The 12,476-nt window shown below is 66.1% G+C and carries 12 protein-coding genes; 2 read left to right on the forward strand and 10 right to left on the reverse strand.

Going from position 1 to position 12,476, the window contains the following annotated elements; genetic code table 11:
- Positions 1-213: 213 nt before the first annotated feature.
- The 7 genes from CEW88_RS23010 to CEW88_RS23040 form a co-directional block, all read right to left on the reverse strand.
- Entirely contained in the window at positions 214-1,836 is a 1,623-nt protein-coding gene (locus CEW88_RS23010; RefSeq protein WP_108970722.1) for a dihydroxyacetone kinase subunit DhaK, read from the reverse strand.
- A 10-nt stretch (positions 1,837-1,846) separates the two neighbouring features.
- Positions 1,847-2,842 carry an ABC transporter ATP-binding protein gene (locus CEW88_RS23015; RefSeq protein ID WP_108970723.1) on the reverse strand — a complete coding sequence of 332 codons (996 nt, stop codon included), beginning with the start codon at positions 2,840-2,842 and terminating at the stop codon, positions 1,847-1,849.
- The gene (locus CEW88_RS23020) at positions 2,835-3,932 is read right to left on the reverse strand and encodes an ABC transporter ATP-binding protein (protein ID WP_108970724.1); all 1,098 of its coding nucleotides are present in this window, start codon (positions 3,930-3,932) and stop codon (positions 2,835-2,837) included. Before CEW88_RS23020 ends, CEW88_RS23015 begins: the two co-directional genes overlap by 8 nt.
- Positions 3,933-3,944: 12 nt before the next feature.
- Positions 3,945-4,157 (reverse strand): hypothetical protein, encoded by a 213-nt coding sequence (locus CEW88_RS23025; RefSeq protein WP_108970725.1) that lies wholly within the window; start codon positions 4,155-4,157, stop codon positions 3,945-3,947.
- Positions 4,154-5,092 (reverse strand): carbohydrate ABC transporter permease, encoded by a 939-nt coding sequence (locus CEW88_RS23030; protein ID WP_108970726.1) that lies wholly within the window; start codon positions 5,090-5,092, stop codon positions 4,154-4,156. Before CEW88_RS23030 ends, CEW88_RS23025 begins: the two co-directional genes overlap by 4 nt.
- On the reverse strand, positions 5,089-6,036 hold the full coding sequence (locus tag CEW88_RS23035) for a carbohydrate ABC transporter permease (RefSeq protein WP_108970727.1): 948 nt from the start codon (positions 6,034-6,036) through the stop codon (positions 5,089-5,091). Before CEW88_RS23035 ends, CEW88_RS23030 begins: the two co-directional genes overlap by 4 nt.
- A 104-nt stretch (positions 6,037-6,140) precedes the next feature.
- Complete coding sequence (locus CEW88_RS23040) at positions 6,141-7,457, reverse strand: ABC transporter substrate-binding protein (RefSeq protein ID WP_108970728.1); 1,317 nt, start codon at positions 7,455-7,457, stop codon at positions 6,141-6,143.
- A gap of 177 nt (positions 7,458-7,634) precedes the next feature.
- Here CEW88_RS23040 and CEW88_RS23045 point away from each other — a divergent pair, with 177 nt between their 5' ends.
- Positions 7,635-8,666, forward strand: a complete 1,032-nt coding sequence (locus CEW88_RS23045; protein WP_108970729.1) for a LacI family DNA-binding transcriptional regulator — start codon at positions 7,635-7,637, stop codon at positions 8,664-8,666.
- A gap of 144 nt (positions 8,667-8,810) precedes the next feature.
- On the opposite strand, the gene CEW88_RS23050 is transcribed toward CEW88_RS23045, so the two are convergent.
- From CEW88_RS23050 to CEW88_RS23060, 3 genes are all read right to left on the reverse strand, one after another.
- On the reverse strand, positions 8,811-9,440 hold the full coding sequence (locus CEW88_RS23050) for a glutathione S-transferase family protein (RefSeq protein ID WP_108970730.1): 630 nt from the start codon (positions 9,438-9,440) through the stop codon (positions 8,811-8,813).
- Between the two features lie 92 nt (positions 9,441-9,532).
- Positions 9,533-10,699: a CaiB/BaiF CoA transferase family protein gene (locus CEW88_RS23055; RefSeq protein WP_438839491.1), complete on the reverse strand. Its 1,167-nt coding sequence runs from the start codon at positions 10,697-10,699 to the stop codon at positions 9,533-9,535.
- A complete protein-coding gene (locus tag CEW88_RS23060) occupies positions 10,696-11,661 on the reverse strand; it encodes a hydroxymethylglutaryl-CoA lyase (protein WP_108970731.1) in 966 nt (321 codons plus the stop codon). The genes CEW88_RS23055 and CEW88_RS23060 overlap by 4 nt, the downstream gene beginning before the upstream one ends.
- Before the next feature lie 76 nt (positions 11,662-11,737).
- Here CEW88_RS23060 and CEW88_RS23065 point away from each other — a divergent pair, with 76 nt between their 5' ends.
- The gene (locus CEW88_RS23065; RefSeq protein ID WP_108970732.1) at positions 11,738-12,457 is read left to right on the forward strand and encodes a GntR family transcriptional regulator; all 720 of its coding nucleotides are present in this window, start codon (positions 11,738-11,740) and stop codon (positions 12,455-12,457) included.
- Positions 12,458-12,476 lie beyond the last annotated feature (19 nt).

Raw genomic sequence — 12,476 nt, forward strand, 5'->3', positions numbered from 1 at the left:
CCCGGAGGATCGCCGCCATGCTGTCGGTCATCGCGCCTGTCAGGCTTGGATTGACAACAAGAAGCCGCATGACCGCGCGTCCGGGCCGGGCTGGAGGCCCGCTGCACCGGTCAGGGTGATCGCCGGCGTCTCGCGACAACACGAAAGGGGTCGCGGAGATCTGCGGCCCCTACCCGTCGGGCCGGGCTCTGGCCACCGTCTGCCGCGTGCCTTCTACGCCGACAGGCTCTCGAACAGGCGCGCCACGGCTTCGGCTCCAGGATCGACCTGTCCCTTTAGCTGGTCGGCGTTGATGTAGGCCGCACGGCCGGCCTTGGCGGTGTCCATCTCGGCGGTTCGGTTTGCCCCCTCCCGAGCGGCGCGCGCAGCCTCGTCAAGCCCGCCCGCCAGATGGTCCAGCGCTGGTTTCAGCGCATCGATCATCGTGCGGTCGCCGGGACGCGCACCGCCGATTTCCTGCATTCGGTCGAGCCCCGCGTTCAACGCCTCGCGAAGCGATTGCCCGCTCGAGGCGGCGTCCCCGGCGGCGGCGAAGAAGATCGCCAGCAACACGCCCGACGAGCCTCCCATCGTCTGGCTCAGCTCCAGCCCGATGGCCCGGTAGAGTTGCGTGTGGTCCGCCAGCGGCAGGCGATCCATTGCACCTAGCAGCGCCCGCGCCGCCCCGGCCAGCGTGGAGCCTGTGTCGCCGTCGCCCGCCCTCGCGTCGAGCGCGTTGAGATCGGCCTCGGCGCCAATGAACACCTCGCAGCAGCGTTGCAGGAAGCGTCGGGTCTCGGGGTGGTCGGACGGCAGCGGTCGGATCGGGCGCAGCCCGTCGGGCAGATCGATCACCTCGACCGGGCCGAGCGCCGAAAGACCCGGCCAGGCCGGCAGCGGCACCGGAGATTTCAGCGCCATCAGATCCTCGGTGCCCGCCGGGTAGACCGAGACCGAAAAACCACGCATTTCGAGCGAGGTCATCATCGCGGCCGGACCGATGATGTGATACAGCCTGTCGCCGATGGCAGACTTGCCCAGCTCGTAGGCGAGAATCTGCATCTCGAGCACCGAGGCCCCGCCGAGGTTGTTGAGCAGAGCCACATGCGGCTTGCCCGGCTGCATGTGGTCGGCCAGACGCCCGGCAACCATCTCCATCGCCCCGCACGCGTGGACATAATCGACCTGCTGCGCCCCGGCCTCGCCATGGATGCCGAGGCCGAGTTCGGCCTTGCCGGGCTGGATGCGCGCCTCCTTTGGCGCGCCCGGCACTGTACAGGTATCGAGCGACATGCCGATGGTGCGCGTGCCCGCGATGACCCGTTCCGCCGCCGCGCGCACGCTGGCAAGATCGGCGCCGTTTTCGGCCAGAGCCCCGGCGATCTTGTGCACGAGAAGGGTGCCAGCCACCCCCCGCGCCTGCGGCAGATGCGGAAGCGCGATGTCATCATCCACCACCACCATCGCGACGTTGAGGCCAAAGGCCCGCGCCCGCTCGGCGGCGAGACCGAAGTTCAGCCGATCACCGGTGTAGTTCTTGACGATCAGCAGGCAGCCCGCCGGGCCGGTGACCGCGAGGATCCCGGCCAGCACCGCGTCGACCGAGGGCGAGGCGAAGACGTCGCCGCAGATCGCGGCGGTCAGCATCCCTTCGCCGACGAAGCCAGCATGCGCAGGTTCGTGCCCCGAGCCACCGCCCGAGACCAGCGCGACCTTGGACTTGTCCCAGCTCGCGCGCAGCACCACGCGGATGTGCGGGTAGCCGTCCAGCCGTGCCAAGCGTCCTCCCGAGGCCGCGACCACGCCATCCACCGCCTCGGCGACGATGTCTTCCTTCAAGTTGATGAACTGGGTCATGGGGCTCTCCTCAATGGACGCGCGCGCCGGAGGCGTCGAAATAAAACGGGGCGTCGGGGGTGATCTGCACGATGTCTCCCGCGCGCAGGCCGGTATGGGCGTCGGTCACGGTGATCAGGTCGTGGTTGCGAACAGTCAGATGCAGCCGGGTCTGGTCGCCAAGATGCTCGACCCGGACGACCCGGCTCTCGGCACCATCCCCCTGCCGGATCTGCTCGGGCCGCAGGCCGATGTAGCGCGCGTCCGAAGGGGCGCCGGCAAAAAGGTCAGCGGGCAGGATGTTGATGCGCGGCAGGCCAAGGCGGCTTGCGGCATAGATGCTGACCGGATCCTCGTAGATCTCGCGCGGGGTGCCGAACTGAACGAGCCTGCCGTGGTCCAGAACGCCGACGTGGCTGGCCATGGTCATCGCCTCGATCTGGTCGTGGGTCACATAGAGGAAGGGCACCCCGGAGTGCGCTTGTATGTTCTTCAATTCGACCCTGAGATCGGCGCGCAGCTTGGCGTCGAGCGAGCTGAGCGGCTCGTCCATCAAGTAAACCTCGGGACGGCGCACCAACGCGCGGCCAATCGAGACCCGTTGCATCTCGCCGCCCGAAAGCGCGGTGGCCTTGTTGTCCAGCTTGTGGGTGATCTGCAGCATTTGCGCCACCTCGCTCACCTTGCGGACAACCTGCGCGTCATCGTAGCGCAGAAGCGGGGACTTCAGCGGGAAGGCGAGGTTCTCGCGCACCGTCATATGCGGGTAGAGCGAATACTGCTGGAAGACCATCGCCACGTTGCGCTGCGCCGGGGTCATGCGGGTGACGTCGACGCCGCCGATGGCGATGCTGCCTGCGTCGGGCCGGTCCAGCCCCGAGACGAGCCGCAGCGTCGTGGTCTTGCCCGCGCCGGTTGGCCCGAGCAGAACCACGAAGGCGCCGTTCGGAACGGTCATCGTCACATCGTCGAGCGCCAAGGTATCGCCGAAACGCTTGGTCAGGTTCCGGAGCGTGACCTCAGCCATGGCGCAGCACCTTCTCGTTGGCGGCCGAGCGAAGCGCACGGCCGGTTCCGGCGTCGAACAGTGTCAGCGTACGGTCGTTGAAGCTGAGCCCCGTGGTCTGGTCCACCCGCACCGGATCGCGGCTGGAGATACGGGCCTTCACTTCGCCTTGTGCAGCCTCGAGCGTGATGATCTGCGTGGTGCCGAGGTATTCGACCGCCCGCACCACGGCGCGGTAGTCCGATGTGTCGTCCAGCCGCACGTGCTCGGGGCGCGCGCCCAGCACCAGCTTCCCGGCATGGCCCTCGCGAAGCTGCGGTATGGCTTGCGCGAAGGAGCCGAGCGCGACCGAGGCATCGCCCGGCGCAGCGCTGCCCTCGAAGCTCAGGAAATTCATCGGGGGCGAGCCAATGAACTTCGCCACGAAGAGGGTCGCAGGCCAATCGTAGATCTCCTGCGGCACGCCGAATTGTTCGACAACGCCTTGGTTCATCACCACGATCTTGTCGCCCATCTGCATCGCCTCGAGCTGGTCATGGGTGACATAGACCGTCGTCGCCCCCATGCGATCGTGCAGGGCGCGCAGCTCCTCGGCCATGTGTTCGCGGAACTCCGCATCGAGCGCCCCCAGCGGCTCATCCATGAAGAACGCCTTGGGCGCGCGCACGATCGCCCGCCCCAAGGCCACGCGCTGCCGGTCACCGCCCGAGAGCCCGCCCACCGGCTTTTCGAGAATGTCGGTGATCCCGAGGATGCGCGATACCTCCTCGACCTTGGCCCGCGCCGCCCTGCGCGACATGCCCTGGCTGATCAGCGGGTAGGAGATATTCTTGCGCACGTTCATATGCGGGTAGAGCGCGAACATCTGGAAAACGAAGGCGATGTCGCGCTGGCTGGCGGGCCTCCGGCCCACCTCCTCGCCGTCGATGTAGATCTGCCCGGCGCTCGGCATCTCGAGCCCCGCCATCATCCGCAGCGTGGTGGTCTTGCCGCAACCCGAGGGGCCGAGCAACATGAAGAACTCGCCGTCCTCGATGGTGAAGCTCGAGGAGTGCACGGCGGTGAAGGCTCCGAAGTCCTTGCGCAGGCTGTCGATGCGTATCTGGGCCATGGGGTCTCCGCTTCAGTCGGGAAAATGGCTGACGACGATGAACATCACCGTGCCAATCAGCGTGACGGGAAAGGACCACGAGTAGGCCCAGAGAACGAAAGGCTGCATCAGCATCACCACGCCGAGGGCGATCAGGATCGAGGCGGCCATCTCCCAGGGGCCGCGCCGGAAAATGCGGCGCTTGGCGGGGGCGGGGCTTTCGGGGATCGTGGGGGCCTTGCTCATTTGCGCACCGCTCCGAAGGTGATCCCGCGCAACAGGTGCTTGCGCAGCAGGATGGTGAAGACCATGACCGGCAGCAGGAACAGCGTGGCCCCCGCCGCCACAGCGGGCCAGTCTTGCCCGGCGTTGCCGATGATCGTGGGGATGAAGGGCGGCGCGGTCTGGGCGGTCCCCGAGGTGAGCAGCACCGCGAAGGCGTATTCGTTCCAGGCGAAGATCAGGCAGAAGATCGCGGTCGAGGCGATGCCCGTTGCGGCCTGCGGCAGGACCACCTTGTAGAAGGCCTGGAAGCGCGTGTAGCCGTCGATCAGGGCCGCTTCCTCGTATTCCTGCGGGATCTCGTCGATGAAGCCCTTGAGCAACCAGACCGAGAGCGAGAGGTTCACCGCCGTGTAGAGCAGGATCATCCCGGCATGGGTGTCCGACAGGCCGAGCGAGCGGAACATCAGGAAGATCGGGATTGCCACGGCGATGGGCGGCATCATCCGTGTCGAGAGGATGAAGAACATGAGGTCATCCTTCAGCGGCACCTTGAAGCGCGAGAAGGCATAGGCAGCCAGCGTGCCCAGGGAGACGCTGAGAAAGGTCGAGCCAAAACCGATGATCACCGAGTTCATGAACCGCTCGCCAAAGCGCGACGGGCCGGCGATGGTCAGCCCCTTGGACTGCACGATGCGCTCGTACCAGGTCTCGGGCGGGTTGGCCGCGAAGTACTCGGCGGTCTGGCGGGTCTGCGTGGTGAAGAGGTTCACGTAGCCCTCGAGCGAAGGGGTGAAGACCACCTTCGGCGGGTAGGCGATGGCATCGGCCGAGGACTTGAAGCCTGTCGCGATGATCCAGACCAGCGGCAGGATGGTGACGATGGCATAGAGCGCCACCAGTGCGCCCGCGACCCACTTCTGCCGCGGCGAGGGTTCGGTGATCGAATAGCCGCTCATCTTTCCTTCACCTTGTTCAGCGCCTTCACGTAGATCGAGGCGAGGCCGAAAACGGTCACGAAGAGGATGATCGCATAGGCCGAGGCATAGCCCGTGCGCCATTTCTCGAAGGCCTCGCGCTTGAGGTCGATGGAAGTCAGCGTCGTGGTGTTGCCGGGTCCGCCACCGGTCAGCTGGACCACCAAGTCGAACATCTTGAAGTTCTCGATCCCCCGGAAGAGCACCGCCAACATAAGGAAGGGCAGCGTCATCGGCAGGGTGATGGTCCAGAATTGCCGCCACTTCGAGGCGCGGTCGCATTCCGCCGCCTCGTAGATCGAGTCCGGGATCGAGCGCAGCCCTGCTAGGCAGATCAGCATGACGAAAGGCGTCCACATCCAGGTGTCGACAATGATGATTGCCCAAGGCGCCAGGGACACGCTGCCGATCATCGAGAAGCTGGTGGGGTCCACACCGGTGAAGAAGGCCACCACGTAATTGAACAGGCCGATCTGCGGCTGATACAGGAAGGTCCAGAAATTCCCCACGACGGCGGGCGAGAGCATCATCGGCAGCACGATGATCGTGGTCCACAGGTCGTTGCCCCTGAACTTGCGATTGATCAGCCAGGCAAGCGTGAAGCCGATCAGCACCTGCAGCACGATGGTCCAGCACAGGAAATGCGCCGTCGCCTGCATGGTCTTCCAGATGTCGCCGTCGGTCAGGATGCGGTGGTAGTTGCGCAGCCCGATCCACTCGACCTCGGCATTGGGCCGATTGGCGCGGAAGTTGGTGAAGCTCAGGCGGATCGTCCAGATCAGCGGGAAGATGTTCACCGCAAGCAGCAGGAAGACCGTCGGAGCCACGAAAATCCAGGCGATGGCCCGGTCGGACAGGCCTCGGAACCGGCGCGCGAGACCGGGCGGCGTCGCCTCGGCGGCGCGCGCGATGACGGAATGGGACATGGGGCGGGTCTCTTCGAAACGTTCGGTGCGATGCGCGGAGCCATCCTCTCGTCCGGCTCCGCGCGCGGGACCGCCCGTCCGGGGACGTTGCGGCCGGCGGCTGGTCACATCTTGCCTTCGTCTTCGAAGACTTCGGTCCAATCCTCGACCAGCTTGTCGAGCGCCTCCTGCGCGGTGCCCTGCCCGGCCACCACGTAATTGTGCACCCGGTCCTGCATCGAGAGCAGCAGCGAGGCATAGGACGGCTCGGCCCAGAAATCCTTCACGATCGCCATCGAGTCGAGGAAGGTCTGCGCATAAGGCTGGCTGGTGGCAAATCCGGGATCCTCGACCACCGCCTTCAGCGCCGAGTAGCCCCCAAGACCCCACCATTTCGACTGTATTTCGGGCTGGGCGAACCACTTGATGTATTCCAGCGCCGCGTCCTGGCTGTCGGAGTAGGAGACAACCGAGATCCCCTGCCCACCGAGTTGCGCGAAATGCCCGTCCGGTCCGGGCGGGTTGGGGAAGTAGCCCGACTTGCCACCGCCGACGTTCGGGTCGGCCTCGACCCCCGGCCAGATGAAGGAGAAGTTCATCTGCAGCGCCACCTGCCCCGATTTGTAGGCGTCGATGTTCTCGGACATGTACCAATCCGACGAGCCCGGTGGGGTGCAGCAGTCGTAGAGCGCCTTGTAGTACTCCAGCCCCTTCGCAGCCTCGGGCGAGTTCACCACCCCCTCGAGCTTGTAGGGCTCCTCGGGCGTGCCGTAGTTGAAGCCGTAGTTGTAGAGCGCGTTGGTCACACCCATGGTGATGCCCTCGGAGCCGCGCTCGGTGTAGATGGCCGCGCCATAAACCGTGGTACCGTCGATCTCGCGACCCTGGAAGAATTCGGCAATGTCCTTCAGCTCTTCCAGCGTGGCGGGCACCGTCAGTTCGCGGCCGTATTTTTCCCGGAACTCCGTTTGCAGCTCTGGCCGCTCGAACCAATCCTTGCGGTAGGTCCAGCCTACGACGTCCCCAAAGGCCGGCAGGGCCCAGTAATTCGGCGTGCCCTTCGGCCATTCGGAGTAGCCGGTGACCGTGGCAGGGATGAAATCATCCATGCTGATGCCATTGGCCTCGAAGAAATCGTTCAGCTTCACGTAGTGGCCCGCCTCGGCCCCGAGGCCGATCCACTGACTGTCGCCGATCATCAGATCGCAGAGCTGGCCGCCGGAGTTCAGCTCGTTGAGCATCCGGTCGGCGAAGTTGGGCCACGGAACGAATTCGAAGGACATCTCGTGTCCGGACGTCGCTTCGAAATCCTTGGACAGCTCGACCAGCGCATTGGCCGGGTCCCAGGCCGCCCAGCACAGGGTGAGCTCATCCGCCTGCGCCGCCCCCGCGAGGGCAAACAAGGCAGTCGCGACCGCCGGAGCGGTGTATCGGATAGTCATTGGTGCATCCTCCCAGAGATAAGGCCGGGCTCCTCTTCCCGACTCATTTATCTTTACCAAGGGTAAGTGAGGTACGTGCCTCAGATCAAACCATTTCTGAGGCACGTACCTCATGAAGGTTGCTTTCCGCCTGAAAACAAAGAAGACTCCGGGAGAAGTCCAAGGCCCGAGTCCCCCATGCGCCCGACCACCAAAGACCTCGCCAAAGCTGCAGGCGTCAGCCTCGCGACCGTTGATCGCGTGCTGAACGGACGACCGGGCGTGCGCGAGAAGACGGCGAAAGCCGTCAACGAAGCGATTGAACGCATTGGTTTTGTCCGCAACCAGTCCGCCGCCAATCTCGCGCGCGGGCGGCGGTATCGTTTCCAGTTCCTGTTGCCCGAGGCCGGGGATGACTTCCTCTCCACGCTGGTCGAGCGCATCGAGGAATCGCGCGCCGCCTTCCTCTCCGAAGCGCTCGAGATCTCGATGCGCCGGGTGCTGGCGAACGACCCCCATGTGACCGCCAAGGCCCTTGCCCGTGTTTCGCCCGCGCTGGTGGACGGCGTGGCAATCATGGCGCCCGAAAGTCCTCAGGTGCGGGATGCCACCACCCGTCTCCAAGAGCGTGGCGTCGAGGTGGTTCAGTTCATCACCGGCCAGCCGGGCCTGCGGCCCGTAGATTTCGTCGGGGTAGACAACAACTCGGCGGGCGCCTCTGCCGGGCGGCTTCTGGGACGGTTTCTTGGCGAGCGGAAAGGCAAGATCCTCGTGGTGTCCGAGACGATGAATTCGCTCGACAGCGTGGAGCGACGGCTCGGTTTCGACACGGTTCTGACCAACGACTTCCCGAACCTCTCGGCCCTGCCCTCGCTCGAGACCTACGGCGACCCTGAACGCACGCAGGTGGTGATCGCCAATTCCTATGCCAATCATCCGGACATCGTCGGCGCCTACCTGATGAGCTCCGAGGCGCGCCAGCCGCTCGAGGCGCTCTGCAGATCTTCCGACCCGCTGTGCCAGGTGATCATCGCGCATGAGCGTACGCGCTACAGTGAGGACAAGCTGCGCGAAGGCGCGCTCGATGCGGTGATCGCCCAGGACCCCGGACACCTCGTGCGCAGCGCCATCCGCGTGCTCAAGGCACGCACCGACGGGCGCGAGCCGCTGGCCTCGCAGGAGCGCATCCGGATCGAGATCTACATCAGGGAAAACCTCGGCGTCCTCTGACGGCGGACGCGGGCCGCAAGTCCAGGCCCCCCGGCCCGCCGCTCTTCAGGAAAAAGCCGAGCGCATGGCGACCGGTTCGGGCCCTGCCCTGTGCCCGGCCCCGGCACGACCGCCCGCCTTCAAGAAGCGCGGCCGAGAGCGCGGTCACCCCGCCGGAATCTCGCCCACGTCCACCGGGACCTGGTAGCCGCGCTGCACGGCCGGGCGCGCGCGCAGGCGCCGATACCACGCCCGCACGTTGGGGAAATCGGCCAAGTTTACGCCATGCCACGCGTAGCGCGCCACCCAGGGCCAGCAGGCGATGTCGGCGATGGAATATTCGTCGACGATATGCGCGCGCCCTTCGAGTTGACTGTCGAGCACGCGGTAGAGGCGCTGTGCCTCGCCGCCGAAGCGCTCCTCGGCGTAGGCTGACTTGCCGGGATTGAAGTGCAGGAAATGATGCGCCTGTCCGAGCATCGGGCCGAAGCCGCCCATCTGCCACATCAGCCAGCCCATCACCTGCATGCGCGCATCCAAGGCCCCGGGAAGGAAAGCCCCGTGCTTTTCGGCGAGATACCACAGGATCGCACCCGACTCCATCAGCGCGAGCCCGGTCCCCTGGTCGACGATGGCAGGAATCCTGCCGTTGGGATTGATCGCCAGGAACTCGGGCGACTTCTGCGCGCCCGATTGCAGGTCGACCGGATGCACCCGGTACTCGAGACCGAGCTCCTCGAGAAGGATCGACACCTTGCGCCCGTTGGGCGTGGACCACGTGTAAAGATCAATCATGCATGCGCCCTTTCCGCCATGGCGCCGCCGGGCCAATCTAGGACGACCATGCGTTGCATGCCGAGCCCAAATGCGCCTTGCGGGCGTTTCTCTCAGTCCCGGTCGACCTGAAGTGCGGCCAGAACCTCTTCGGTATGCTCACCAAGGCGCGGCGCCGGAAGCCGGGCTTCGCAAGGGGTGCGGCTGAGTTTTACCGGGAAGCCGAGCATCCGCACGGTCCCCCGGTCGTCGCCATGCGGCACATCGATCGCCATTTCCTGCGCCTGGATCTGCGGATCGGCGAAGACCTCCTTTAGCGTCTGGATCTTGCCTGTCGGCACTCCGGCCCTGTTAAGACGCAGGATCCAGCTCTCGCGGGTGTCATGCGCCAGCGCCGCGTCGAGGATGCCGTGCAACTCCTTGCGGCGGGCAAAGCGCTTGTCATTGCTGTCAAACCGCGGGTCCGACAGCAGGTCCGGCAGGCCGATCTCGGCCAGCAGTCGCCCCAGCACCTGATCGTTCGAGGCGGCAATGGCGATCTGACCGTCGGCGGCGTTGTAGAGCCCGTAGGGCGCAACCAGAGGATGGTCGTTGCCGGTACGCTGCGGGTTTTCGCCGGTGACGAAATGCTCCGAGGCGAGATAGGCCATCATGCTCAGCACGCCGTTGACCATCGAGGTCTCGACGGCTTGGCCGACGCCATCGCGGTTGCGCCCGTGCAGCGCCGAGACGATGCCGAAGGCGGTATAGAGCCCGGCCACGAGGTCGGTCACCGGCTGAGCGGCGCGCAGAGGCGGCGCGCCCTCGGGGCCGTTGACGCTCATGAAACCGCTCATCGCCTGCGCGATGAAGTCGAAGGCCGGGCGATCTGTATAAGGCCCGGTCGAGCCGAACCCATTGACGCTGGCCACCACCAGCCGGGGGTTGATCTCTTCGAGCCGCTCTGGCGGAAACCCCATGCGGGCCAGCACGCCGGGGCGGAAATTCTCGACCAGCACGTCGGCGGTTTCGAGCAAGCGCGTAAGGTCGGCGCGACCCTCGTCGGAATAGAGGTCGAGCACCACCGATTTCTTGTTGCGATTGAACCCTGCGAAGTACCACGAGAACCCATCCTTGTGGTGCCCCTGACCGCGCACGGGATCGCCTGCCGGGCTCTCGATCTTGATCACCTCGGCGCCCATGTCGCCAAGTAACATGGAACAGAACGGCCCCGACAGCACACGGGTCAGGTCGATCACCCGGACCCCGTCGAGCGGCGGCTTGAGATCGGCACTCATCATGCGCGGCTCCCGCTCGACGAGCGGACCTCGTCGCGTCGGTACTGGCGCAGGCGTGGGCCGGCCTTCATGACCTGTCCGGGAAGTTTCTGGCCCAGTGCCGCCTCGGTGCGCCGCGCGACATCGATCAGCGCCTCGAGGTCGATGCCCGTCTCCACGCCGCTCTCGTGCAGCAGGTAGACAAGATCCTCCGTGCAGATATTGCCTGTCGCACCGGGGGCAAAGGGGCAGCCGCCGATCCCGGCGACGCTCGCCTCATAGCGGGTGATCCCCTCGCGCAGGCCGGCATGGGCGCAGGCAAGACCAACGCCCCGGGTATTGTGGAAATGCAAGGCAACGTCGGCCTGCGGCACCTCGGCGGCCAGCGCCCGGCAGCGGTCCTGCACCAAACGCGGCGTTGCCATGCCGGTGGTATCGCCCAGCGAGATCCGGGTGATACCGTTGTCGGCATAAGTCTTGGCGACATGCACGATGTCGGCGACCGGGACTTCCCCCTCGAAGGGGCAGCCGAAGGCCGTGGCAATGGCGCCGTAGACGGCGATGCCCGCCTCCTGCCCCATCCGGGCGATCTCGGCCGCGGCGGCCAGCGACACGTCGCGGGAGCAGTTTACGTTGGCCTGGTTGTGGCTCTCGGAGGCCGAGAGGAACACCACCATCGCATCGACCCCGGCCTCGATGGCGCGGGCGGCGCCGCGGGCATTGGGTACCAGCGCGGTCAGCTCGGCACCGTGGCTGCGGTCGATCGCGGCCATGACCTCGGCGGCATCGGCCATGTTCGGCACCGCGCGCGGCGCGACAAAGGAGGTGACCTCGAGCTGCGGCACGCCCGCCGCGATCAGCCCGTTGATCATCTCGATCTTCACATCTGTCGGAACCGGGGCCGGCCAGGCCTGCAGCCCGTCGCGGGGGCCCACGTCCACGATCCGCACTCTTTCGGGGAATCCCTCCAGCGTGACCTGTGTCATAAGCCCTCCTCCAAAAGCTGTTGATGTGGTCTACCGGCGTGGTATACCACTCTCGCAGGGAGGGTCAATCTAGACCATGAAGACGGACAAAGCAGCGGACAGCGCGGCATTGCCGCAGGCGGAGCGCGCGTTGCAGGACATCCGGAAGGATATCCTGTCGATGGCCTTTGCGCCGGGCGAGGCGGTTTCGGAACGCGCGCTGCAGGACCGCTACGGCATGTCGCGGACGCCGATCCGCGCAGCTCTGGCAGCGCTGACCGCCGAGGGGCTGGTCGACCGCGACCCGCGCGGCGGCTACATGATCGCTCCCATAGACCTGCAAGAAATCCGCGACCTCTTCGAATTTCGCGAAGAGCTGGAAGATACGGCGGTGCGCCTTGCTTGCCGCCGCGCCAGCCCCGAGGCGCTGGCCGCTTTGCGCGCCACCGTCGATCGCGGACGCACCGATTTCCGGGTCGAGGACTGGCTCGCGTCGGGGCTCGACGTGCACGTCGAGCTGGCCGCGCTCTCGGGCAACCCCTTCCTGCGCGACGCGGTGCGCGCCGCGGTCGGCCGTGCCCTGCGCCTGCGCTGGCTGTTGGCCAGCGACGCCGCGCAGCGCGAGACCGCGTGGCAGGAACATAGCGAAATCCTCGATCTCGTCGCCGCTGGTGACGAGGACGCGGCGGCCCGCAAGGTCCGGCTGCACACCCGCGCGGTGCGCGACCAGATCCTCGAGGCTGTGGAGGGCGCGCGCCGGTTTCTGGGCACGCGCGGTGTCGTCGATCACAAGAGGGGTGACGGCGACACGCAGTGAGACGACCCGGGGAGGGAGA

It is taken from the genome of Alloyangia pacifica, assembly GCF_003111685.1.
Lineage (GTDB): Bacteria > Pseudomonadota > Alphaproteobacteria > Rhodobacterales > Rhodobacteraceae > Salipiger > Salipiger pacificus_A.

Coding starts and splice junctions, on each gene's coding strand:
- CEW88_RS23010 (WP_108970722.1), bottom strand. CDS start 1,836: ATGACCCAGTTCATCAACTTGAAGGAAGACATCGTCGCCGAGGCGGTG.
- CEW88_RS23015 (WP_108970723.1), bottom strand. CDS start 2,842: ATGGCTGAGGTCACGCTCCGGAACCTGACCAAGCGTTTCGGCGATACC.
- CEW88_RS23020 (WP_108970724.1), bottom strand. CDS start 3,932: ATGGCCCAGATACGCATCGACAGCCTGCGCAAGGACTTCGGAGCCTTC.
- CEW88_RS23025 (WP_108970725.1), bottom strand. CDS start 4,157: ATGAGCAAGGCCCCCACGATCCCCGAAAGCCCCGCCCCCGCCAAGCGC.
- CEW88_RS23030 (WP_108970726.1), bottom strand. CDS start 5,092: ATGAGCGGCTATTCGATCACCGAACCCTCGCCGCGGCAGAAGTGGGTC.
- CEW88_RS23035 (WP_108970727.1), bottom strand. CDS start 6,036: ATGTCCCATTCCGTCATCGCGCGCGCCGCCGAGGCGACGCCGCCCGGT.
- CEW88_RS23040 (WP_108970728.1), bottom strand. CDS start 7,457: ATGACTATCCGATACACCGCTCCGGCGGTCGCGACTGCCTTGTTTGCC.
- CEW88_RS23045 (WP_108970729.1), top strand. CDS start 7,635: ATGCGCCCGACCACCAAAGACCTCGCCAAAGCTGCAGGCGTCAGCCTC.
- CEW88_RS23050 (WP_108970730.1), bottom strand. CDS start 9,440: ATGATTGATCTTTACACGTGGTCCACGCCCAACGGGCGCAAGGTGTCG.
- CEW88_RS23055 (WP_438839491.1), bottom strand. CDS start 10,699: ATGATGAGTGCCGATCTCAAGCCGCCGCTCGACGGGGTCCGGGTGATC.
- CEW88_RS23060 (WP_108970731.1), bottom strand. CDS start 11,661: ATGACACAGGTCACGCTGGAGGGATTCCCCGAAAGAGTGCGGATCGTG.
- CEW88_RS23065 (WP_108970732.1), top strand. CDS start 11,738: ATGAAGACGGACAAAGCAGCGGACAGCGCGGCATTGCCGCAGGCGGAG.